This window comes from Flavobacterium hydrophilum, from assembly GCF_003202405.1.
Classification (GTDB): Bacteria; Bacteroidota; Bacteroidia; order Flavobacteriales; family Flavobacteriaceae; genus Flavobacterium; species Flavobacterium hydrophilum.
This window is the reverse complement of record NZ_QJHL01000009.1, coordinates 29,651-52,165: the sequence shown is the minus strand read 5'-3', so window position 1 is coordinate 52,165 and position 22,515 is coordinate 29,651. Positions and strand designations below refer to the sequence as shown.

The following is a 22,515-nucleotide window of genomic DNA, read 5'->3' as shown; positions in this document are numbered from 1 at the left end:
GATTTGACTTATGAAATCATACTTTTTAAATCTTCAATTGAGTTGGCATCCTCTATTTTTTTATCCTGCCGCCATCTCAAGATTCTTGGAAAACGGGTGGCGATACCGCTTTTATGTCTTTTGGAAAGTGCAATTCCTTCAAAACCAATTTCGAAAACCAATTGAGGCGTTACACTTCGAACCGGACCAAATCGTTCCAAAGTATTTTTTTTGATAAAGTCATCAACTTTTCTGAATTCAGCATCGGTTAAACCGGAATAGGCTTTGGCGAATGTTACTAATTCTCTTTCTCCATTATCATTGTTTTGCCACAGCGCAAAAGTATAATCGGTAAAAAGATTGGAGCGTCGTCCGTGTCCGCGCATCGCATAGGTTAAAACGGCATCAATTACGAGAGGCTCAATTTTCCATTTCCACCAATCGCCCTTTTTTCTTCCCACCTGATAGGGTGAATCATTTCTTTTTAACATCAAGCCTTCGCTTTTCATTTCGCGGGCACGCATCCTTTCGTTGGATACATCTTCCCAGGAATGGAGAAGCACTCTTTCTGATAATTGAAAATGTGGCGTTCTATCTTTTATCGAATCATATAATTGTTCTAATAATAATCTTCTTTCGGAATAAGGTAAATTTCGAATATCCTGACCTTCCCATTCTAAAATATCGTACGCTTTTAATATTACAGGAACTTTTTCCAACAAAGAGGCCGAAATAGTTTTACGTCCTATTCGGGCTTGCAGATCATTAAAAGTTCCGATTTCTTTCTCAGGAAAAGCTAGAATTTCAGCATCAATAACGGTTCCGTCCGGAATAATTCCGATAAAAGATTTAAACTCCGGATATTTATCAGTAACCAGCTCCTCGCCTCTTGACCAGACATACATTTCGTTTTCACGGATAATGGTTTGTGAACGGATTCCGTCCCACTTATGTTCAACCGACCAGTCTTCGGGATTTCCTAAATTATCCACTTCGCCTTCAATTGGATAAGCCAGATAAAATGGATAAGGTTTTGATAAATAATCGCTGCTTTTTTCATCCAGAATCAATTCCTGGAAAGTAATGGTATTCGGATCCCAATTTCCCATTAATTTATACGCCAAAGCATCTTCATCAACAGCTTCTGCTTTTGATAAGGCACGGGTCATTAATTTTTGGCTTACGCCGATTCGTAAACTTCCGGTAATTAATTTTGTAAAGACAAAGCGTTCATAGTAATTCAGCGCTAGCCAGTTTTCATGCAAATATTCTTTTTTCTCAATATCTGATTTCTTTTTTAACGCAATAATTTCCTGAAGATATTCGGTTAAACTTTTATCCGAATGTTCTTTTGTAGTTGGAATAATTAAAGCAATCGTTTCCGCCAAATCACCGACAATATGATAACTTTCCTCAAAAAGCCAGAGCGGAATATTCGCTAATTCATTTGCCCAAATTCGCAACAAAGTCGTATTAACAGGTCTTGGCGGGCGACGATGAGACAAAATCGCAATCGTCCATACTTTATCTTCCGGCGATGCATTTTTAAAATACGTCGTCAGGGCATCGACTTTTACGTTCGTTTTATTCGAGCTGTCAAGAGTTTTTATGAGTTGGGCGAAATTTTTCATCTACAATTCGTTATTTTCAGAAATAATCGGGGTTTCGTTTTGTTCGAATACAACTTCTTTTTCATCCTTTTCCATTTCTGCCGTTTCACCTTCATATTGTGTTTTTTCGGTTCTGGCATCGTAACCCAATTCCCTCAAATATTTGGAAAAAATATCGGTGTAACCGTGTGTGCAGATTACTTTTTCTGCACCTGTGGCTTTGATGCTATCCAAAAGTGAGTACCAATCGCAGTGATCGCTCAACACAAAACCCTTATCAATCGCACGTCTGCGTCTTGCGCCGCGAAAAGCCATCCAGCCACTTGCTGAACCAGTCACAAAAGGCGTCATTTTTCTAATCCAAACACTTCCATGCGCACTGGGCGGAGCGAGAACAATATTTCCAGCAAATTCCTCTTTTTTGGTTTCACGCGTAATCAAAGTTGTTGGAGGAAAATCGACCATCGGACGCAAAACATTAGTCATGTTTTCAATCGCTCCATGCGTGTATATTTTACCAATATCGGTATCGAGATATTTTAAAAGTCGTTGCGCTTTACCCAACGAATATCCAAAAAGAATGGACGTTTTTCCCTCGGCTTTATTTTCTACCCACCAATTGTTGATTTCTGTAATAACTTCTGCCTGCGGTGTCCAATTGAAAGCAGGTAATCCAAAAGTACATTCGGTAATGAAAGTGTGGCATTTTACCACTTCGTATGGAACTGAAATTCCATCGTCTTCGGTTTTATAATCTCCTGTAAAAACCCAGACTTCCCCTTTGTGTTCAACACGAATTTGTGAACTTCCAATAATGTGTCCTGCAGGGTGAAGCGAGAACTTTACATTATTGATGACAAAGCTTTCTCCCCATTCTTTTCCGGTAACATTTATTTCGCCCAAACGATGCCGAATGATTGGTACATTAGTATGATGTGTAATATAGTTTTGATGCCCCCAACGGGAGTGATCGGCGTGACCGTGTGTAATAATGGCATTCTTAACCGGTCGCCAGGGATCGAGATAAACATCGGCCTGTTGACAGTAAATTCCTTTATCGTTAAAAGCTAAAAGTGGAATTTTCATAATACAAAAATTGAAGTCTCTCAAATTTAAAACTTTATAAAAACAGACATTTACAACTTGACGGGATTAGTTTATTAAATTACAACATTTTAATATTGTATTGTGATATAATCAAAATAACCTTTGTACTTTTGCCTAAAATTAAACAATTCGTAATTTCAAAATATCTTATCCCATGTTAAAAGGATTTTTTAATGTACCTAAAGCGGTTAATGAACCGGTAAAAGGATACGCACCCAACTCTCCGGAAAGAACCGCTGTTCAGGCAGCTTACACTACAATGTGGAATTCTCAAATTGACGTTCCTTTGCATATTGGAAACGAAGAAATCAGAACCGGAAATACCAGAAATATAACAGCTCCACATGATCACCAGCACGTTGTTGGAAAATATCATTTGGCTGAAAAACAACATATCGAAAAAGCGATTGCCAATGCTCTTGAATCAAGACATGCTTGGGCAAATATGGCGTGGGAACAACGTGCTGCTATTTTCTTAAAAGCGGCTGAATTAATCGCAGGTCCATACAGAGCACGTATAAATGCTGCGACTATGATTGGTCAGTCTAAAAATATTCATCAGGCAGAAATTGATGCTTCTTGTGAATTGATCGACTTTTTACGTTACAACGTAGAATTCATGACTCAAATTTACGGAGATCAGCCAAAATCGGATTCAACAACCTGGAACCGTTTAGAATACAGACCGCTTGAAGGTTTTGTTTATGCTATTACGCCATTCAACTTTACAGCTATCGCTGCCAATCTTCCGGCAAGTGCTGCGATGATGGGTAACGTTGTGGTTTGGAAACCAAGTGACAGTCAGGTATTTTCTACAAAAATTATTTTGGATGTTTTTAAAGAAGCAGGTGTTCCTGATGGCGTTATCAACGTTGTTTTTGGAGATGCTTTAATGATTACCGATACTGTTTTGGCAAGCCGTGATTTTGCAGGTGTTCACTTTACAGGATCGACTCATGTATTTAAAGATATCTGGGCTAAAATTGGAGCCAACATTCACAACTATAAAACATATCCAAGAATCGTTGGTGAAACCGGTGGTAAAGATTTTATCATTGCTCACCCAAGTGCTAACGTAAAACAAGTTGTTACGGGAATTACGCGTGGTGCTTTTGAATTTCAGGGACAAAAATGTTCTGCGGCTTCAAGAGTTTATATTCCGCAAAGTTTATGGCCAGCTGTAAAAGAGCAATTGATCACCGACGTAAAATCGATGAAAATGGGTTCTCCGGAAGATTTTGGAAACTTTATTACTGCGGTTATTCACGAAGGTTCTTTTGATAAATTAGCGAGTTATATTGATCAGGCTAAAAATGACGCTGATGCTGAAATTATTGTTGGAGGAAACTATGACAAATCTGTAGGTTACTTTGTAGAACCAACCGTTATTGTAACGACAAATCCAAAATATACTACAATGGAAACCGAATTATTCGGACCGGTTGTGACAATTTACATCTACGAAGATGCTAAGTGGGAAGAAACTTTAGAATTGGTTAATACAACTTCTGAGTACGCTTTAACAGGAGCGGTTTTCAGCCAGGATCGCTATGCTATTGAAGTAGCTACTGTGAAATTGCAAAATTCAGCAGGTAACTTCTACATCAACGACAAACCAACCGGAGCAGTTGTAGGAATGCAGCCTTTTGGTGGTGCAAGAGCTTCGGGAACTAACGATAAAGCGGGTTCTGCATTGAACTTATTGCGTTGGGCTTCTCCTAGAACTATCAAAGAAACTTTTGTAACTCCTGAAGACTACAGATATCCTTTCTTGGGAGAATAGTCTTAAAATCGAAGGTCAAAAGTCTTAAAAGACTTTTCAATATAAAAAAGCCGAATCTTTTCATTAAGATTCGGCTTACTTTTTTGTTGATGTGAATTTTAAAATCTTACCAACGTCTAAAATTTATTCTCCACTTCTGCAGCTTGTAGCATTAGATAATGTAAGTCGGTATTTTTTACGAAAGGTTTTAAGAGTTCGCTTCCAGGACCAAACATGGCCAATTCGACATAGTCTGCCGAATGATCCATACTGATCCAGCCTACCGAATTTATTTTCCCCTGCATTTCTGCGAAAGCTTTATAGGGTAATTTTTTATAATTATACAAACCATCTTCTTTGTGCAATCCGTCATAATAACCCAATACATATTTGGCGTCTTCATCAGAAACCGAGTGACCGTTTGCTTTTTCAATAATTTCTTTTACGTGCGCAACAGAAGATTCTGGTTTTATCTGATTCAGAATCCATTCGTTGGTCTGTGTATATTTCTGAATACTGTCGAAATTGTCATTGGCATTTTTTCCGTAAATAATTCCCGGATTTGCATTTCCGTGATCTGTGGTAATGATTACTAATGTTTCTTTGTCTTTTTCAGCAAAATCTATCGCAACTTTTACAGCTTCATCAAATTCAATCTGGTCGTTAATCAAACCGGCAATATCGTTACCATGTGCTGCCCAATCCACTTTTCCACTTTCAATTTGCAACACAAAACCATTTTTATGGCCTTTCATTCTGTCGATTGCTTTTTGAGACATTTCGGCAAGACTCGGAATAGTGGTTTTTAATTTTTCATCACTGTTTCTGTCCACATAATATGGAAGTCCGTCATCTGCAAACACACCCAAAACAGGTTTAGAATTAGATGCACCCTCCATTTCAGATTTAGTTTTGACAACTTGGTATCCTTTCGATTTAAAAGCAGCATACATATCTTTTTTATCTTTCCGTAATTCCGGACTGAAATAATTGGCTCCGCCTCCCATCATAATATCAAAACCCAATTCCAAATATTGTTCGGCAATATCTTCCTGGGCATTTCTGCTTTTACTGTTAACACAAAAACCGGCCGGAGTTGCATGCGTAATAGGAACTGTAGTCACACAGCCCGCCATTTTTCCTGATTTTTTAAATTTTTGCCAGATTGGTAAATGCGGTTCTCCTTGCGGGCTAACATTTAAAGCGCCATTGTTTACACGAAAACCGCCTCCCCATGAAGAACTCGCAGCAGATGAATCGGTTACTATAGAACTCGCAGAAGCGGTGTCCATCAAAGCTCTTGAAACTCTGTTATCTTTATACAATTGTATCCAGTTTGAACCTTTGCCATTTTTTCTGTTCAGATACAAATCGGTCATATTAAGCGTCCCGGTACTCATTCCGTCACTCACCAGTAAGATGATATTTTTTGCCTTTTTATTTTTATTTGCAGACTCTAAATCTAAAACATTTGCAGAACCCTCAAACGGATTCATAATTGCGGCTCCTATTGTAAACAATGAGCCATTTTTAAAGAACTTCCTTCTATTCATTATAACTTTATTTAAGCATTTTCAAAGGTAAGGAAATTGGATCAGCTACAAATTATCATTTAGGTTATGATTGCTTTTCAGGCATAAAAAAACCCGATAACAATTTTAAGGAAAAATAGTATCGGGCTGTATTTGTATAAATAAAAATTAAGGCTGAAATTTCAATGGCAGATGTACCACTTTTTTGGTTTCAAAAAACTCATCTTCAAAAATAGTAGACAAATCATATAAAGTTGCTTTTGGAAAATCTTTTAATTCTTCTGTCAAATCACCTCCTTTTAAATACAGAATTCCATTTTTCAACGTGTGCTTGTGCTGTTTTTTAATTTTATCATGAATCCAGGAAACAAAATCCGGCATATTGGTTACGGCACGGCTTACAATAAAATCGAAATCACCTTTTACCAATTCGGCACGTTTTTGTTCTGCTTTTACATTTTTCAGTTCCAAAGCGTCAACTACTCCCTGAACCACTTTTATTTTTTTCGCAATAACATCAATTAGATAAAAACGTGTTTCAGGAAAAAGAATTGCCAATGGAATCCCAGGAAAACCGCCTCCAGTCCCAACGTCCAAAACGGTTGTTCCCGGTTCGAATTTCATGATTTTTGCAATTCCAAGCGAATGCAAAATATGTTTGATATATAGGGAATCAATATCTTTTCGGGAAATTACATTGATTTTTTCATTCCAGTCGTGGTATAAAAAGTCTAATTTTTGAAACTGTTCGATTTGAAGATCTGTCAAATCAGGAAAATATTTCAATATCTCATCCATTGCGCTAATTTTTTAACAAAAGTACTACTTTACGATTGAAATATTTAACTCAATTTTGCAAATTGAAAATTTATAATAATTACCTTTGACAACTATTTAAAATTAATATGAATAATACCGCACCGACATTTTCAAAGCAGGATAATCTGAAGTTTTTCAGAACGCTTAACTCACGGGTAAACAATTACTTCAAAGAGAACAACATCCAAAAAACCGGAAACTGGAAGTTGCACCTAAAAGCTATTATTCTTTTTAGCATTTTCCTAACCCCTTATTTTTTAATTCTCGCGCTTGACATGCCTTTCTGGGCGCAATTATTATTAAATATTTTGATGGGTATCGGCATGGCCGGAATTGGAATGAACGTTATGCATGATGGGAACCATGGCTCTTACTCTTCAAAATCATGGATCAATAAAATAATGGGTGGCAGTATTTATGTTTTAGCTGGAAATGTCTACAACTGGCAGGTTCAGCACAATGTTTTGCACCATACTTACACCAATATTCACGGGCATGATGAAGATCTTGACGCCGGAAGAATCATTCGCTTTACACAAAATGCCGAGTGGCATCGTTTTCATAAATTCCAGCATTATTATTCTTTTTTTCTATACGGATTATTGACTTTTAACTGGGCTTTAACCACAGATTTCAAACAGATGAAAAACTATCTGAAAAGAAAACTGTCGTATGGAACCCCACAAAGTCCAACCAAATTATGGACTGTTTTGGTTATTACAAAAATAATTTATGTAATGATCTGGATGGTTTTGCCAATGCTTTTAGGAGTAATCTGGTGGAAAGTCGTTATCGGTTTTTTTGTAATGCATTATACTGCAGGATTAATTTTGAGTATCGTTTTTCAGTTGGCACACGTGGTTGAAGAAACTTCAAACCCGGTTCCGAATGAAGAAGGAGAAATCGAAAACACCTGGGCCATTCACCAATTGTACACTACCGCTAATTTTGCGCCAAAAAACAAAATTGTGAATTGGTTTACCGGCGGATTAAATCATCAGATAGAGCATCATATTTTTCCAAATATCAGCCACATCCATTACGGAAAAATAGCAGAAATTGTAAAAGAGACAGCCAAAGAATGTAATTTGCCTTATTATGAATTCAGAACCATGAGAGGCGCAATCTGGGCACATTACAAGCATTTAAAAGATCTTGGGGTAAAACCTGAATTTGCATAACAAAACTTAAAATCTATTAATAATAACCTCTCTTAAGAAAACAGCATATTTAAGAGCAATTAAATTTTTTATAATGAATCATATTCTTTCAGACAGAATTAACAATTTAGCTACTTCGCAGACTTTAGCGATGGCTGCATTAGCCCGTGAGCTAAAAGCACAAGGAAAAGACATTATCAGTTTAAGTTTAGGTGAGCCTGATTTTAATACTCCTGACTTTATTAAGGAAGCTGTTAAAAAAGCAGTAGACGAAAACTACAGCACTTATTCTCCGGTAGAAGGATATTTAGAATTAAGAGAAGCTATTTCCAGAAAATTCACAAGAGACAACGGATTAGATTACAAACCATCTCAAATCGTAGTTTCTACAGGAGCAAAACAATCATTATACAACATTGCACAAGTAATGCTTAACGATGGTGACGAAGTTATTTTACCTGCACCATACTGGGTTTCGTATTTCGAAATCGTAAAACTTTCAGGAGGTGTTCCTGTTGAAGTTCCAACTTCTGTTGATACTGATTTCAAAATTACACCTGCTCAATTAGAAGCAGCAATCACACCAAAAACAAAAATGATGTGGTTCTCTTCCCCTTGTAATCCTTCGGGGTCTGTTTACAGCAGAGAAGAATTAACAGCTCTTGCAAAAGTGTTGGAAAAACACCCAAATATATATGTAGTTGCTGACGAAATTTATGAGCACATCAATTTCTCAGGAACTTTCTGCAGTATCGGTTCAATCCCGGGAATGTTAGAAAAAACAATCACTGTAAACGGAGTTGCAAAAGCATTTGCTATGACTGGATACAGAATTGGTTATATCGGAGCTCCCGAATTCATCGCAAAAGCGTGTACAAAAATTCAGGGACAAGTAACTTCAGGAGCAAATTCTGTTGCACAAAGAGCTACAATTACAGCTGTAGATGCAGATCCAAGCGTGTTAAACCACATGGTTCAGGCTTTCCACACGCGCAGAGATTTAGTAGTAGGGTTATTAAAAGAAATTCCAGGAGTTAAAATCAACGTTCCGGAAGGTGCATTTTACGTATTTCCAGACGTTTCTTCTTTCTTCGGAAAAACATTAAAAGGAACAGAAATCAAAGATGCAAACGATGTATCGATGTATCTTTTGGCAGAAGCAAACGTAGCAACCGTAACAGGTGACGCTTTCGGAAATCCAAATTGTATTCGTTTCTCTTACGCAACAAGCGACGATATTTTAAAAGAAGCATTACGCAGAATCAAGGAAGCTTTAACAGCTTAATCAGGATTCTAAATCATAAAATCAGCCTCAGGAATTTCTTGAGGCTTTTTTTATGGGGGTTGCCTCCGGCCGGGCTATCCATTCCAATCTTTTCCTTTTTAAAGAAAAAAGTAAAAGGATTTCATTTCTATCCCTAACCCAAACCGAAAGCAATAAGTATTCATTTTAAAAGATAAATTGTCTTATTCTGTAAGAAACAAAAAACAACTTTCAAAATTCCCATTCCACAATATTATAAACAACTATCATAATTCTATAAGAATTAAGCCTTTATAAAATCCCAACTTTGTATTATACAAATTATAAAAAATTATAGTCATGATACATACAGATGAAACCACCAAAGAGGCAGTGAAAACTCTGGAAGGATTAATATCTATTCTCGAGGATGGAAAATTAGGATACACCAACGCTGCAGAACACGTTGAAAATGCAGCAATGAAAACTGATTTTCTGGAATATGCGCGTGAAAGAGCACTATTTATCGTAGAACTGCAGGACGAAATTAACAAACTCGGAAAATCAACTGACACATCAGGTGGTGGTCCACTAGGTGCTTTGCACCGCACCTGGATTGACATTAAATCATCATTTACGGGAGGCGACACAGAAGCAATCATCAATGCCTGTATAACCGGTGAAGAAGCTGCAATTGAAAAATACAAAATGGCTTTAGAAGAAAACCATTTAGAATACAATCAGGTTTCTGTTGTTTCAAAACAACTGAACAGTATTCAAAACACACTGGCACAAATTAAAATGAAAGCGAATTAATCGATCGATCGATTCATGCTTTTTTTTTGAGAACTGTCTGGTCTTCGGATCAGGCAGTTTTTTTGTTTATTTTATAAGAGCATTTTCAAATTGAAAACAGTTATGTTTTTTCTATACTTTTGAGCTCAATCAAAATCAATCAACATGAGACGTATTTTTTTTATTTCAATAATTCTTCTTTTATTAGCCAACTGCGTAAAAAAGGAATCTAAAGATTTTAATATTAAATTCTCATCAGAAGAAGCTTTTGATTCCGGCTATTTAAAAAGAAATGAAAGTAAAACTTCAGAATTAATTACCTCTAAAAAAACAAAAAGTGGCATTGAAATCATAGTTGAAAAACATGAAACGGGAGGCCTAAAATATTATGGAGATGCAAAAGTAATTAATGACACTTTATTTCTTTACTATTGGATTAATACAGATCAAATGAATATATCAGCTGTATTAATCCCAAAAAGATTTAAATACAAAATTAGAAATGTATCCTATAAACAAATACAATTTGAATACTTAGGAAACAAATACAAAAGCAGCACTGAATAAAGTATCAACTATTTCCATATTAAGTTAACAATTTCAAAAAAACTGCTCCAACGTTAGCAATCTCAAATAATTTATAAGACCTTTGCACACTTTTTTTCGTGAATACCACAAAAGCCTAAAGTTTTAAAAATGAAGAAGAAGATTGAAATATTAGCTCCGGCAAGAGATTTAATTGGCGGAATGGCAGCGATAAACAGCGGTGCAGATGCAGTATATATTGGAGCGCCACAATTTGGAGCACGTTCAAATGCCAACAACTCAATTGAAGATGTTGCGGCCTTAGTAAAATATGCGCATTTATTTAACGCTCAGGTTTTTGTGGTAATGAATACCATTTTGTACGACAACGAATTAGAAACGTGTCGCTCCATGATTTGGGAATTATATGATATTGGTGTTGATGCTTTGATTATTCAGGATATGGCGATTATGGAAATGGACTTACCTCCCATTGTACTTCACGCCAGTACACAAGCCAATAACCGTGATGCAGATAAAATCAAATTCTTAAAAGATGCCGGTATCAAACGTGTGGTTTTAGCTCGCGAATTAAACTTACATCAAATTAAAACAATCTACGACGAGGCTGATGTCGAATTAGAATTCTTCGTAACCGGAGCACTTTGTGTTTCTTTCAGTGGAAACTGTTATATGAGTGTGGCAAACGGAGAACGAAGCGCCAACCGTGGCTCTTGTGCGCAAAACTGCCGTTTACCTTACAACTTAATCGACGGAAACGGAGAAACATTAATCAAAAACAGTCACCTGCTTTCAATTAAGGATTTAGATGTTTCAGATCAAATTCCGAATTTGATTGAAGCCGGAATTGTATCTTTTAAAATCGAAGGTCGTCTTAAAGATGTGGCTTACGTTAAAAATAACGTGTCTTATCTTCGTCAGAAATTAGACAGTTATTTAGAAGGAAGCGATAAATATACCAAAGCTTCTTCCGGAAAATGTACGTATACTTTTGATTCTACTTTAAACAGAACTTTCAACCGTGGCTATACGGATTATTTCGTAAACGAAAGACACAGCTCAATTGGTTCCTGGGAAAGTCCAAAATCAAAAGGTCAATATATTGGTAAATTGATCAGAACTGTTGGAAATGCTTACGAAATCGAAAACGGCGAATTACTAAACAATGGCGACGGACTTTGTTTTATCAACGAAAACAATGAAGCTGACGGAATTTACGTAAACAAAGCCGAGAACGGAAAAGTATATCCAAACGTCCTAAAAGAAGTAAAAGACGGAACTTTTATTTATCGTAACAACGATACAGCTTTCATCAAAATTGTTGAAAGAGAAGATAGTGCGATTCGTAAAATCGGAACGACTTTATTGCTTACCGAAAACGAAAATGGTTTTGAATTAATCGCAACCGATGAAGACGGAAATGTAAGCACAGTAAAATTAGAACACGCAAAAGAGCAAACCAAAAATGGCGAATCAATCGCAGAAAACTTCAAAGTACAATTAGCAAAAACAGGTTTCACACCATACAGCGCTGATGAAATTGATGTTGTATTTTCTCAAAACTGGTTCCTTCCTATTTCAAAAATTAACGAAATGAGAAGAAATGTTTTCGAACAATTATCTGAAATTCGTTTGGCAAACTATAAACGTGAAGAACACCAATTGGTAAAAACGTCACATCCTTATCCGGAAACCAAACTGGATTTCATGTACAACGTTTCAAACAAAACGGCTCGTAAATTCTACGAACGACACGGTGTTACCGAAATCGAAAAAGCATTCGAATTACAATGGGATCCGGGAAAATCCCGTGTAATGACAACTAAATATTGCATCAAATACGAATTAAAAAAATGTCCGATTCACCAAAAGGATATTGTTGGTGTGAAGGTTAAAGAACCATTGGTATTAAAGCAAGGCGAATTAGAATACAAACTAAAATTCAACTGCAAACCCTGCGAAATGGAAATCTGGGAAAAAGATGCCGAATTCGAAATAGAAGAAGATCATTTTCATTAACATACAAACCGATACTTTTGAAGTATCGGTTTTTTTTATACACTCATTTTTTTACATTTTGTAATTAACTAATTTCTTAATTTAAAAATTACGTATCTTAGCGGCTCGTTATAGATGAATATACGTAAAAGTTCAGAATCAAAATTAAGTAGAATATGAGTGATATTATTCGGGTTGTACTCGCAGACGACCATGTTTTTGTAAGAGATGGAATCAAATCTTTACTTGAAAATGAAGCAAACATAGAAGTTGTTGGAGAAGCAATTGATGGTGCCGATGCGCTTGATGTCGTTGCTGCCAATAAACCCGATTTACTTATTGTTGATATTAGAATGCCTAACTTTACCGGCATTGAAGTAGTAGAAAAACTTAGAGCAGATAATAACAGCGTAAAAATTATTATGCTTTCGATGCACGAGTCGGAAGAATATGTGTTAAAATCTATAAAAGCAGGTGCTGACGGTTATTTATTGAAAGGCTCCAGTAAAGATGAATTTTTGAAAGCATTGCATACCGTAGCTAATGGCGGAAAATATTTTAGTGGCGATATTTCTTCTATTTTAATAGGTCAGTTAACAAGTTCGTCACTTTCAGCAGAGCCAAAACAAAATTTGGGCGAAGAAATGATGATAACAAAAAGGGAGAAAGAAATTTTGACACTTTTATTATCCGGAAAAGGAAATAAAGAAATTGCCGAAGCTTTAGATATAAGTAAACGTACTGCAGAAGTACACCGTTTTAATTTAATGAAAAAATTAAAGGTCAAAAACTTAATGGAATTATCCAATAAAGCGACTGAATATTCTCTACTGTAGATACTACTACGTATAATTACGTAAATATTTTATAAAAACTGCGTTTTCGCAGTTTTTAACTACGTTATAGTACTTATTTTTACCGAAAAAATATAAGTACAATGACAAATACAAATTCACTATCGCAATCACACAAGATTTTATTTTTAAACACATTGGCATTTACGGTGTGTTTTGCATGCTGGACCTTAAATGGCGTTTTAGTAACCTTTTTAGTGGATAACGGCATATTTAACTGGAGCGTTGTCCAGGTAGGCTGGTTACTTGGAATTCCGATTCTTACCGGTTCCGTGATGCGTTTGCCAATAGGAATCCTTACGGATAAATTTGGTGGTAAATATGTATTTTCATTATTACTGTTACTTTGCTCGATCCCTTTATTTTTATTGCCTTTTGCAAATAGCTTTTTGATGTTTGCGATATTAAGTTTCTTGTTCGGAATGGTAGGAACAGGTTTCGCTGTTGGAATTGGATTTACATCAATCTGGTATCCGAAAGAATGGCAGGGACGCGCGTTAGGAATCTTCGGAATGGGGAATGCCGGTGCTGCAATTACTACATTTTTAGCTCCTTCCCTATTAAATCATTTTTCTATAGAAGATCCGCAAAATGGCTGGAAAATATTGCCTGTTATTTACGGAGTAGCATTAGTAATGATAGGAATCACTTTTTTACTATTTACTCAAAACAAAAAAAATGACAACAATACAAGAACAGTTTCTCAAATGCTCGGATCTTTAAAATCAGCACGAGTTTGGCGTTTTGGAGCCTATTACTTTTTAGTTTTTGGATGTTTTGTGGCGTATTCACAATGGTTATTGCCAAATTTTATGAATGTTTATCAAACGAGTTTGGTAATGGGTGGGCTATTTGCTACGATGTTTAGTCTGCCATCAGGTGTCATCAGGGCTTTTGGAGGATATCTTTCAGATAAATACGGTGCTCGAAAAGTAATGTACTGGGTATTGAGTTCTTCTGTTATTTTGAGTGCTTTATTAATGGTTCCAAAAATGGAAATTACAACAACTGGCCCAGGAGTATTGGCAACCAAAAAAGGAACAATCACTTCCGTTTCTAATCAAAATATTAAAATTGGAGAAACAGATTTTCCTGTAAATCAAAAAAATGAAATCACAGCTGAAAGTAGTATTTTTCCAACCAGCACTTCGTGGCAGCAAGTAGTTGTGGAGCAAAATCAACCCGTTAAGAAAAAAGAATTGCTTGCAAAAGGAATTACCGTAATTAAGTTTGATGCCAATATGTGGGTTTTCTTAGTATTAGTTATTTTAATTGGAATTTCATGGGGAATCGGCAAAGCAGCTGTTTACAAACACATCCCTGAATATTTCCCTACAGAAGTTGGAGTAGTTGGCGGAATGGTAGGTATGATTGGCGGCTTAGGCGGTTTCTTCGGACCAATTATCTTTGGATATTTATTAACCGCAACCGGAATCTGGTCAAGTTCATGGATTTTTATTCTGCTTCTTTCTGTTATTTGCCTAATATGGATGCATTACACTATTACCAAAATCATGAATGAGAAACAGCCCATATTATCAAAAGTTATTGATAGACAATAAGCTTTTATATTTTTTTTAATTCTTAGTTATTTAGTTATTTGAATTAGGCTTAAGCCAAAGTGTTCTATTTTTCTCCTTTTTATAAACATTAAAAAGGAATTCTAAAAAAGAGTTTTTGATTTATTTCAGAAACTCTTTTTTTATAAAATTATCCGCTAAACAACTGATATCATTTTTTATACCAATACAATTATTTCTTTAAAGAAGTAATTGAGGACTCTTATTTTCTAAAGTGAAATTCCAATTTATTTTTTTAACCAAAAAACCAGCCATTATGAAACCAATATTACTTAGATTGTCTATGTTCATCATAGTAGCCTTTATTATTTTTAGTTTTAAAGGAAAAAATTCAAATGAAATATCCTCAAAATCGGGAATAATTGATCCTCCAACAACAAAAAAACTTGCTTTGGAGAAACCAAATGTAACAATAGGATTCATCAAACTTACCGATATGGCCCCTTTGGCAATTGCAAAACATCTTGGTTTTTTTGAAGCTGAAGGCTTAAATGTAAAACTGGAAGTACAGGCCAACTGGAGAGATATTTTAGATAAAGTCCTCGATCAGCAAATTGATGGTGCTCAGATGCTGGCCGGGCAACCCATTGCTGCAGCAGTTGGCTGTGGACGACAAGGAGCTCTTGTTACAACATTTTCTATGGATTTAAATGGTAATGCTATTACCGTATCTAAAGATATCTGGTCTAAAATTGTAGACAGTATTCCGCAGGAGTATGGCAGACCGGTGCATCCAATCCCGGCAAGCGCTTTGAAACCGGCATTAAATATGTATAAAAAATTGAATAAACCTTTTGTCGTTGGAGTTGTATCTGCGTATTCAAATCATAATTATCAATTACGTTACTGGCTTGCGGCTGCAGGAATTAATCCGGGGTTTTACAGTAACAATAATATCCAGGGAAGCAAAGGGACTACAGGCGGAGACGTATTATTGAATGTAACGGCACCACCACAAATGCCTGAAACATTACAGGCTGGAACGATTAATGCGTATTGCGTTGGAGAACCCTGGAATCAGCAGGCCGTTGATCAGGGAATTGGTGTTCCTGTTGTAACAAGCAGGGAAATCTGGAAGAACCACCCCGAAAAAGTTTTTGTTATGACGAAGGAATTTGTCGAAAAATATCCAAATACCGCAATTGCGATTACAAAAGCATTGATTAAAGCAGGAAAATGGCTGGACGATCCTGTAAACAGAAAAGAAGCAACCCGTATTCTATCAAAATCAGCTTATGTAGATGGTGAAAAAAGAGTAATCGATAATTCCATGTTGGGAACATTTGAATTTGAAAAAGGCGATATTAGATCTATACCTGATTTCAATGTTTTTTTCAGATACAATGCCACCTATCCTTATTACTCTGATGGTATTTGGTTTTTGACGCAGATGAAACGCTGGGGACAAATTACAGAACCTAAAACAAACGAATGGTACCATTCTAAAATCAAAGAGGTTTATAAGCCTGAAATCTGGAATACAGCAGCCAGATTATTACTGGAAGAAGGTTTTTTAACAAAAACAGAAATCCCGGTAACAGATGGCTACAAACCTGCCACTACTGAGTTTATTGATAACATGCTGTATGATGGAAAAAAACCTTTGGAATATATTAAAGGATTTAAAATTGGGATTAAGGATTGATTACATCTCGTTATTTCTGTGAATGCAAGAATTTTTAGCTGAAAAAAATAATTTTTCTTCAAAATTCACTTATATATTTTACCCTTTTCTTATTTCTGAAAAGGGTATTTTTTTTATTTACTAAAAAACGCATTATATACTTTAATTAGTTATATTTGAATCGATTATGAACCCCAAATTCTATCCAAATGAAACCATTCCTAAAATTATCTATGTTAACCTTTTTTGTAACTCAAACTGGTATTGCTGAAAAATTCAACGATGCTTTAATTTCAAAAAATTCAGAAATAAATTTTGCAAAAACACAAAAAAGAGGAATTAAAAAAAACAACATTGTCTATTATGTTGAAAACGATTTACAAACAATATCAGCCTACAAAAGAAGCAAACTAAAATGGCAGACAAATGTAATTTCTGTTTGTGGAAAACCAAAAAATGGAAATCCCGAAATACGGTATGTTGGCTATAATACAAACAAACTGCTTATCGTTATGGGAAAACATAATTTTGCAGAAATTGATATAAATAGTGGTGCAACAACACTTGTTGGTTAAGATTAATCCATTTTAAAATAAAATATAAAGGGCTTTTGATTCATTTCGGAAGCTCTTTTTTTATGAGCGTTTACGTATTTTTGAGTTTAAAATTAATTTTTTTAATACAATAAATAATAAATGACAAACTCCTGGACCCAAAGATGGGACGACCGTTACAGCAATGAAGAATTTGCGTATGGCGAAGAACCTAACAACTACCTAAAAGAACAACTTAAAAAATTAAGCCCCGGAACCATACTTTTCCCCGCAGAAGGAGAAGGCCGAAATGCCGTTTTTGCAGCCAGATTGGGTTGGAAAGTTTCAGCATTTGATATTAGTGCTGAAGGTAAAAACAAAGCCATTCGACTTGCTGAAACAAACAAAGTAACGATTGATTATCAGGTTGGAGAATTGAAAACACTGAATTTCACTGAAAATCAATTTGATGCGATTGCTTTAATCTATGCTCATTTTCCGGCAGCAATTAAATCTTCAATTCATAAACAATTGGATAAATATTTGCGAAAAGGCGGAATTATCATCTTTGAAGCTTTCAGCAAAAAACATCTTGAATATCTGGCGAAAGATGATAAAGTAGGTGGTCCAAAAGATATTGAATCCTTATTTTCAATTGAAGAAATTAAAGCCGACTTTTCTGATTATGAAATTATCGAACTGGAAGAAAAAGAAATCGAACTCAATGAAGGCACATTCCATAATGGAACTGGTTCGGTGATTCGATTTGTGGGCAAGAAAAATAAAATTGATTAAACGAATAGAGACGCACAGCAGTGCGTCTCTACAAAACAAATTAATATATATAGGTCATTTCCATATCTTCAATAGAGAATTTGTCGGTTAATAAATACAATAATTTACGGCAATAATGATTCTTATCTGAAGAAAATACAAATGCCGATTTTGATGGAGCTCGTTTGGATATCATAGACGCTTTTGAGTTTTATGAATGAGGAAAAAAAGCCATATCAGAGAAAAAAACTACAATTTTAGCATTGAAAAATATTTAGTAAATTACCTAATTTTTTATAATTATCATTTCAATTATGAAAAATTAACTAATTAATAAAATCAAAAATGCTTTTATGCTGATAATATAATAATACCAAACAAATAGACTTTTAGCTGTAAATCGCTTGGTGTAAAATTTTTCATTTTATAAATTTGAAAAAAAAACACTATGACAGAAAACAAAAGTATTAGTAAAAAACGAATTATTTTATTGCTTTTATTGTTACTTGCAGGAGGTTATTCCTATTATCTATATGAAAGTAATACTAAACTCAATACTGAAAAAACAGCATTAATTGACAACCTTACCAAATCAAGAGATTCAATCACATCTGTAATCAATGAAAACAGTTCTATTAAAGAAGAGTTATTGGTAGAACAGCAAAAAATCACCAATTTGATTGATGAATTAAAAGAATCAAAAGCCACCGTAGAAGAACTCAACAAATACAAAACAGAAGTTGTAAAACTTAAAAAACAGGTAGCACTTCTCAAAAGTGATAAGATGGAATTGGTGGAGAAATACGAAGCTTTGAAAAACAAACAGGACAGCACATTGACTGTTTTAAAAAATAAAGAAGAAAGCAACGGCAGTGGTTACGATAATACTAAAGTTAATTTGCCATCTAATCGTGGTACAAGTCTTTCTGAACACCTTAATGTTACTAAAAGTAAAAATGTAGTTTTTGCCAATTTGAGAGTAGAAACTTATTCAGCAAACAAAACGTTAACCAAAATGGTTACAACGGATAAATCGGATATGGTGAATTTTTGCAGAATCAAATTTTTGATACGTGGAAATTCAAATGTAAGCGATTCAAAAGGAAGATATTATGTTCAAATTATTAATCCGGAAGGAGATGTAATAGGATACAAACTTTCGCATAAATTTGGTTCCATTGTTTTAGATTACAGTTACCACGAAGACTATAGTTATGCAGGAGAAAATTTAGAAGAAATATCCGGTCTGCCTTTGTCAGCTTTATCAAAAGGAAATTATACCATCTATTTGTTTAAAAACGACAAAATTGCCTTGAAATCAGGTTTTACTTTAATTTAATCCTAATACTCTATCCCATCAATGTATTCAAAACAAATTCAAATTCTAAAAAGGTCTGTCAGCAATTACAATATCAATGAATCAAGTAAATATTTGGACGAATTTGAAAATAGCGTATCCAAAGCTATTGATTTGTCTTTAGAAATAATTGTAAAAAAAATAATTGATACTACTGATAGCTTCAAAATAGACTTGTTTTATAAAGATGCCCATAAAATAAGAAATACGTATGAAAATATAATCCAAAATATCCCTGCTGTTTTAACCAATGATACTTCACTGGATGAGCTTAGTGAAAATTTTGAATTGAATTTTTCTCTTGATTTGAATACTATCACGGAGTCTATTGCTGAAAAAACCTTCATTAAATTAGATTCTGCTGAAAGAATCTTTAAGATGTCGATTATTGTAGTAATTTGTTATTTTGTTGAACAAAAAATAGACAGAGCCCACATCAAATCCCATTTTGAAGACGAAGTAACAGAGCAAGAACCTGAACACGATATTCAGAAAAAAGCAATTGAAGAAACGACTGCCCCTGGTTTGTCTAAAAAAATGATGTTTGCCATAGCAGCAATATTTCTGGTGGGTTTATCATTGTTTTTTATGACTGGTTCTAAACAAGAAACAACCGCAACAGAAACCACTATCGATGCCGAAAAACAGCCTCAGAACATCGAATTTAAAGATATCAACAAACTCGGCGATTACATCGATTATATGCTGCCAAGTGACGATATTATTACCATACCGGAAAAAGGAAGTGAGAAAGCCATTCTGGATTTTATTCTCGATAATTCTAACGGTCTCAATGGTTCAGGATACTGGATTGTCTTAGACAGAATCCATTTTAAAGACAGAGATCCTTCCTATTTTATTGATTCTGAAGAACAAATAACCAACATTGCCCTGATTTTATCTTCTTTTCCAAAAACCAAAATAGAAATTGCAGGTTACACCGATAATTTAGGCAATCCCAAAAGCAATGAAACTTTGAGTTTAAAAAGAGCAAATTCAATAAAAGATGCGCTGGTAAAATTAAAAATTGCAGAAGAAAGGATTACTACAAAAGGCTATGGGCAGGAATTTCCTTTGTTCAAAAATGATAATGAAACCAATAGAAAAGAAAACAGAAGAATTGCTGTTAAAATAAGTAAATAAACCACTCTGCACTGAAAATGAAGAGGTTTGTTTTGACGTGAGACTTTCAGTCTCTCCATTCTTAAACTTATTTAATAACATTCAAAAGTCAAAGATTATATTTTTTCATATTACTAAAACCCTAATCTGAGACTAATAAATAAAGGCCGAAGCTTTCACTTCGGCCTTTTATATTTTATAATAATCCAATAAAATTTCCTGTGATTTTTCTGCCTTCGATATTTGATTATAAGGCTTTGAATATATAGCTCTCGTTGTTAGTTGAATTTTAGCGGCTTTATTATAATCAACAGCTACTTCATTTCAACTTATTATAATTTTGCTCCAGTTTAGCACGGAATACTTTCAACTAAATTAAAGTTTTACCAATTACTGAGTTGTTTAGCTTTATCTAAGCTCTTTTAGTATTTTTATCGTAAAATGTACTTTAGTCTCCCCTCTATTCAAAAAAAAAGCCACTACTTATCATTGGTTAGAATGACAAATAATGACTTTGAACAAAGATGACTTAACCTAAAAAAGGTTTTTTATTTATTAATGAACTGGTTACCATCCAATCCGTCGATTTCCTGTTGTTCAGTTACTTTAATAGGTGAAATGGCATTGACGATAATAAATAGTAAATAAGAAACCGCAAAAGAAAATGCAGAAACAATTACTATGGCAATAATCTGATTTACGATTAATGTTGAACCACCAAATAACAAACCAGGCTCAGTAATACCAGGATTAATGGCTTTATTGGCAAAAACTCCGGTCAATAACATACCTGAAATCCCACCTAAGGCATGACAGCCAAATACATCCAGCGCATCGTTGATGATTTTGAATTCACTCACAATAATGTAACTGATGATGCTGGCAATACAGCCTATCGAAACGGCATGTTCAATACTTACATAACCGGAAGCAGGTGTAATAGCTACTAAACCAACCAGAATCCCCAGACAGGTTTCGACAGCAGTAATTTCATACCCTCTGATTTTATCCAGAAACATCCAGGCAAATCCGCCCGCAGCAGCAGCTACAACCGAATTCGCTATGGCTTGTGCCGCCAGACCATTTGCCGCTAAGGCTGATCCTCCGTTAAAACCCAGCCATCCAATCCATAAAATTCCTGTTCCTAAAAGTACGTATGGAACCTGCTCCGCTTTTGAAACATGCAGTTTTCGTTCACCTAAATAGATCGCTCCTGCCAATGCAGCCCAGCCAGCACTCATGTGTACAACGGTACCTCCGGCAAAATCCAGAACTCCCAGTTTAAAAAAGAATCCATCAGGATGCCAGGTCATATGTGCAATTGGAGCGTACACAAATAATGAAAATAAGGCGATAAATAATATATAAGGAAGTAAATTGATACGTTCCGCAAATGAACCCGAAATTAAGGCAGGCGTAATAATGGCAAACATCATTTGATAAACTGCAAAAATAATCAATGGCGTAGTAGGTGATAAAATCCAACTGGATTGTATGCCAACGCCCTGAAAAAAGAAATGCGTAGTCGGATCTCCGATAATTCCTCTAATAGAAGGACCAAAACTTAAACTGTAACCTACTATTAACCATAAGACAGCAATTACAACCATAGCCAAAAAACTTTGCAGCATAGTAGTAATCACACTGTTTTTACCCACTAAACCTCCGTAAAAAAAAGCAAGTCCCGGGGTCATCAATAATACTAAGACACTCGCAACAATCATCCAGGCTGTATCCCCGGAATCGAACTTGGGAGTAGAGACAGGAATGACCTGATCGACAAAAATTAAATTAGAAAAAATAGGTACAATCATTACCAATAATAAAATCAATGTTAAAAAAATTCTTTTCATGTTATATTGTTTTGAGTTCATTTCAAAAATATTGATTTATTAATTATTTGTTAAAAACCGACAGGATCGTTAACCGTAAAAAAGGTGGGTTTTTAGCAGGGTTAACGATCTAAAAACAGTAATCTGTTTTTTTTAGACAGGCTAATTTTAGCAATTCCATAATTCAGAGATATAAAAAAAGCAGCCAGATTATGAGATACATAAAAATGCATGAATTTGAAAATATTTATCAAAAACTGTATTTAACTGAGAATTATATTACGTTTT

General features: G+C 35.0%; 19 protein-coding genes. 13 read left to right on the top strand and 6 right to left on the bottom strand.

Features of this window, described 5'->3' with window-relative positions; all coding sequences use genetic code 11:
* Positions 1-8: 8 nt before the first annotated feature.
* A complete protein-coding gene (locus tag DMB68_RS22620) occupies positions 9-1,610 on the bottom strand; it encodes an ATP-dependent DNA ligase (protein WP_110348903.1) in 1,602 nt (533 codons plus the stop codon).
* Positions 1,611-2,675, bottom strand: a complete 1,065-nt coding sequence (locus tag DMB68_RS22615) for a ligase-associated DNA damage response exonuclease (protein WP_110348902.1) — start codon at positions 2,673-2,675, stop codon at positions 1,611-1,613.
* A 175-nt stretch (positions 2,676-2,850) separates the two neighbouring features.
* Here DMB68_RS22615 and pruA point away from each other — a divergent pair, with 175 nt between their 5' ends.
* Positions 2,851-4,479 (top strand): L-glutamate gamma-semialdehyde dehydrogenase, encoded by a 1,629-nt coding sequence (gene pruA / locus DMB68_RS22610; RefSeq protein WP_110348901.1) that lies wholly within the window; start codon positions 2,851-2,853, stop codon positions 4,477-4,479.
* Positions 4,480-4,595: 116 nt separating this feature from the next.
* On the opposite strand, the gene DMB68_RS22605 is transcribed toward pruA, so the two are convergent.
* Together DMB68_RS22605 and rsmG are read right to left on the bottom strand one after the other, a co-directional pair.
* A complete protein-coding gene (locus tag DMB68_RS22605; RefSeq protein WP_110348900.1) occupies positions 4,596-6,011 on the bottom strand; it encodes an alkaline phosphatase in 1,416 nt (471 codons plus the stop codon).
* Between the two features lie 147 nt (positions 6,012-6,158).
* Positions 6,159-6,788 carry a 16S rRNA (guanine(527)-N(7))-methyltransferase RsmG gene (rsmG, locus tag DMB68_RS22600; RefSeq protein ID WP_110348899.1) on the bottom strand — a complete coding sequence of 210 codons (630 nt, stop codon included), beginning with the start codon at positions 6,786-6,788 and terminating at the stop codon, positions 6,159-6,161.
* A 107-nt stretch (positions 6,789-6,895) separates the two neighbouring features.
* On the opposite strand from rsmG, the gene DMB68_RS22595 reads away from it, so the two are divergent.
* The 10 genes from DMB68_RS22595 (at position 6,896) to DMB68_RS22550 (ending at position 17,937) form a co-directional block, all read left to right on the top strand.
* A complete protein-coding gene (locus DMB68_RS22595; RefSeq protein ID WP_110348898.1) occupies positions 6,896-7,990 on the top strand; it encodes a fatty acid desaturase family protein in 1,095 nt (364 codons plus the stop codon).
* Positions 7,991-8,063: 73 nt separating this feature from the next.
* Positions 8,064-9,254, top strand: a complete 1,191-nt coding sequence (locus DMB68_RS22590) for a pyridoxal phosphate-dependent aminotransferase (protein WP_110348897.1) — start codon at positions 8,064-8,066, stop codon at positions 9,252-9,254.
* Between the two features lie 318 nt (positions 9,255-9,572).
* Positions 9,573-10,028, top strand: a complete 456-nt coding sequence (locus DMB68_RS22585) for a ferritin-like domain-containing protein (protein ID WP_110348896.1) — start codon at positions 9,573-9,575, stop codon at positions 10,026-10,028.
* Between the two features lie 144 nt (positions 10,029-10,172).
* A complete protein-coding gene (locus DMB68_RS22580; RefSeq protein WP_110348895.1) occupies positions 10,173-10,574 on the top strand; it encodes a hypothetical protein in 402 nt (133 codons plus the stop codon).
* Positions 10,575-10,703: 129 nt separating this feature from the next.
* On the top strand, positions 10,704-12,572 hold the full coding sequence (locus DMB68_RS22575; protein ID WP_110348894.1) for a peptidase U32 family protein: 1,869 nt from the start codon (positions 10,704-10,706) through the stop codon (positions 12,570-12,572).
* Between the two features lie 155 nt (positions 12,573-12,727).
* Positions 12,728-13,387, top strand: a complete 660-nt coding sequence (locus DMB68_RS22570) for a response regulator transcription factor (RefSeq protein WP_110348893.1) — start codon at positions 12,728-12,730, stop codon at positions 13,385-13,387.
* Between the two features lie 101 nt (positions 13,388-13,488).
* Positions 13,489-14,967 (top strand): MFS transporter, encoded by a 1,479-nt coding sequence (locus DMB68_RS22565; RefSeq protein ID WP_110348892.1) that lies wholly within the window; start codon positions 13,489-13,491, stop codon positions 14,965-14,967.
* Between the two features lie 274 nt (positions 14,968-15,241).
* Complete coding sequence (locus tag DMB68_RS22560) at positions 15,242-16,630, top strand: CmpA/NrtA family ABC transporter substrate-binding protein (RefSeq protein ID WP_110348954.1); 1,389 nt, start codon at positions 15,242-15,244, stop codon at positions 16,628-16,630.
* 188 nt (positions 16,631-16,818) lie between these two features.
* The gene (locus tag DMB68_RS22555) at positions 16,819-17,184 is read left to right on the top strand and encodes a hypothetical protein (RefSeq protein ID WP_110348891.1); all 366 of its coding nucleotides are present in this window, start codon (positions 16,819-16,821) and stop codon (positions 17,182-17,184) included.
* A gap of 120 nt (positions 17,185-17,304) precedes the next feature.
* Positions 17,305-17,937, top strand: coding sequence for a class I SAM-dependent methyltransferase (locus DMB68_RS22550; protein ID WP_110348890.1), 633 nt, complete (start codon positions 17,305-17,307; stop codon positions 17,935-17,937).
* Between the two features lie 40 nt (positions 17,938-17,977).
* On the opposite strand, the gene DMB68_RS23755 is transcribed toward DMB68_RS22550, so the two are convergent.
* Positions 17,978-18,112 (bottom strand): hypothetical protein, encoded by a 135-nt coding sequence (locus DMB68_RS23755; protein WP_262510120.1) that lies wholly within the window; start codon positions 18,110-18,112, stop codon positions 17,978-17,980.
* Positions 18,113-18,364: 252 nt separating this feature from the next.
* Between DMB68_RS23755 and DMB68_RS22545 the strand changes: the two genes are divergently transcribed.
* Positions 18,365-19,255, top strand: coding sequence for a hypothetical protein (locus DMB68_RS22545; RefSeq protein ID WP_110348889.1), 891 nt, complete (start codon positions 18,365-18,367; stop codon positions 19,253-19,255).
* Positions 19,256-19,276: 21 nt separating this feature from the next.
* Entirely contained in the window at positions 19,277-20,416 is a 1,140-nt protein-coding gene (locus DMB68_RS22540; RefSeq protein ID WP_110348888.1) for an OmpA family protein, read from the top strand.
* A gap of 527 nt (positions 20,417-20,943) precedes the next feature.
* Here DMB68_RS22540 and DMB68_RS22535 read toward each other — a convergent pair.
* A complete protein-coding gene (locus DMB68_RS22535) occupies positions 20,944-22,248 on the bottom strand; it encodes an ammonium transporter (protein WP_110348887.1) in 1,305 nt (434 codons plus the stop codon).
* Between the last annotated feature and the right edge of the window lie 267 nt (positions 22,249-22,515).

What these genes read in the sequence shown, in the direction of transcription:
- DMB68_RS23755 (WP_262510120.1), bottom strand. Translation starts at nt 18,112, where the DNA reads ATGATATCCAAACGAGCTCCATCAAAATCGGCATTTGTATTTTCTTCA.
- DMB68_RS22555 (WP_110348891.1), top strand. Translation starts at nt 16,819, where the DNA reads ATGAAACCATTCCTAAAATTATCTATGTTAACCTTTTTTGTAACTCAA.
- DMB68_RS22570 (WP_110348893.1), top strand. Translation starts at nt 12,728, where the DNA reads ATGAGTGATATTATTCGGGTTGTACTCGCAGACGACCATGTTTTTGTA.
- DMB68_RS22620 (WP_110348903.1), bottom strand. Translation starts at nt 1,610, where the DNA reads ATGAAAAATTTCGCCCAACTCATAAAAACTCTTGACAGCTCGAATAAA.
- DMB68_RS22535 (WP_110348887.1), bottom strand. Translation starts at nt 22,248, where the DNA reads ATGAAAAGAATTTTTTTAACATTGATTTTATTATTGGTAATGATTGTA.
- DMB68_RS22580 (WP_110348895.1), top strand. Translation starts at nt 10,173, where the DNA reads ATGAGACGTATTTTTTTTATTTCAATAATTCTTCTTTTATTAGCCAAC.
- pruA (WP_110348901.1), top strand. Translation starts at nt 2,851, where the DNA reads ATGTTAAAAGGATTTTTTAATGTACCTAAAGCGGTTAATGAACCGGTA.
- rsmG (WP_110348899.1), bottom strand. Translation starts at nt 6,788, where the DNA reads ATGGATGAGATATTGAAATATTTTCCTGATTTGACAGATCTTCAAATC.
- DMB68_RS22590 (WP_110348897.1), top strand. Translation starts at nt 8,064, where the DNA reads ATGAATCATATTCTTTCAGACAGAATTAACAATTTAGCTACTTCGCAG.
- DMB68_RS22585 (WP_110348896.1), top strand. Translation starts at nt 9,573, where the DNA reads ATGATACATACAGATGAAACCACCAAAGAGGCAGTGAAAACTCTGGAA.
- DMB68_RS22565 (WP_110348892.1), top strand. Translation starts at nt 13,489, where the DNA reads ATGACAAATACAAATTCACTATCGCAATCACACAAGATTTTATTTTTA.
- DMB68_RS22550 (WP_110348890.1), top strand. Translation starts at nt 17,305, where the DNA reads ATGACAAACTCCTGGACCCAAAGATGGGACGACCGTTACAGCAATGAA.
- DMB68_RS22595 (WP_110348898.1), top strand. Translation starts at nt 6,896, where the DNA reads ATGAATAATACCGCACCGACATTTTCAAAGCAGGATAATCTGAAGTTT.
- DMB68_RS22605 (WP_110348900.1), bottom strand. Translation starts at nt 6,011, where the DNA reads ATGAATAGAAGGAAGTTCTTTAAAAATGGCTCATTGTTTACAATAGGA.
- DMB68_RS22575 (WP_110348894.1), top strand. Translation starts at nt 10,704, where the DNA reads ATGAAGAAGAAGATTGAAATATTAGCTCCGGCAAGAGATTTAATTGGC.
- DMB68_RS22545 (WP_110348889.1), top strand. Translation starts at nt 18,365, where the DNA reads ATGACAGAAAACAAAAGTATTAGTAAAAAACGAATTATTTTATTGCTT.
- DMB68_RS22540 (WP_110348888.1), top strand. Translation starts at nt 19,277, where the DNA reads ATGTATTCAAAACAAATTCAAATTCTAAAAAGGTCTGTCAGCAATTAC.
- DMB68_RS22560 (WP_110348954.1), top strand. Translation starts at nt 15,242, where the DNA reads ATGAAACCAATATTACTTAGATTGTCTATGTTCATCATAGTAGCCTTT.
- DMB68_RS22615 (WP_110348902.1), bottom strand. Translation starts at nt 2,675, where the DNA reads ATGAAAATTCCACTTTTAGCTTTTAACGATAAAGGAATTTACTGTCAA.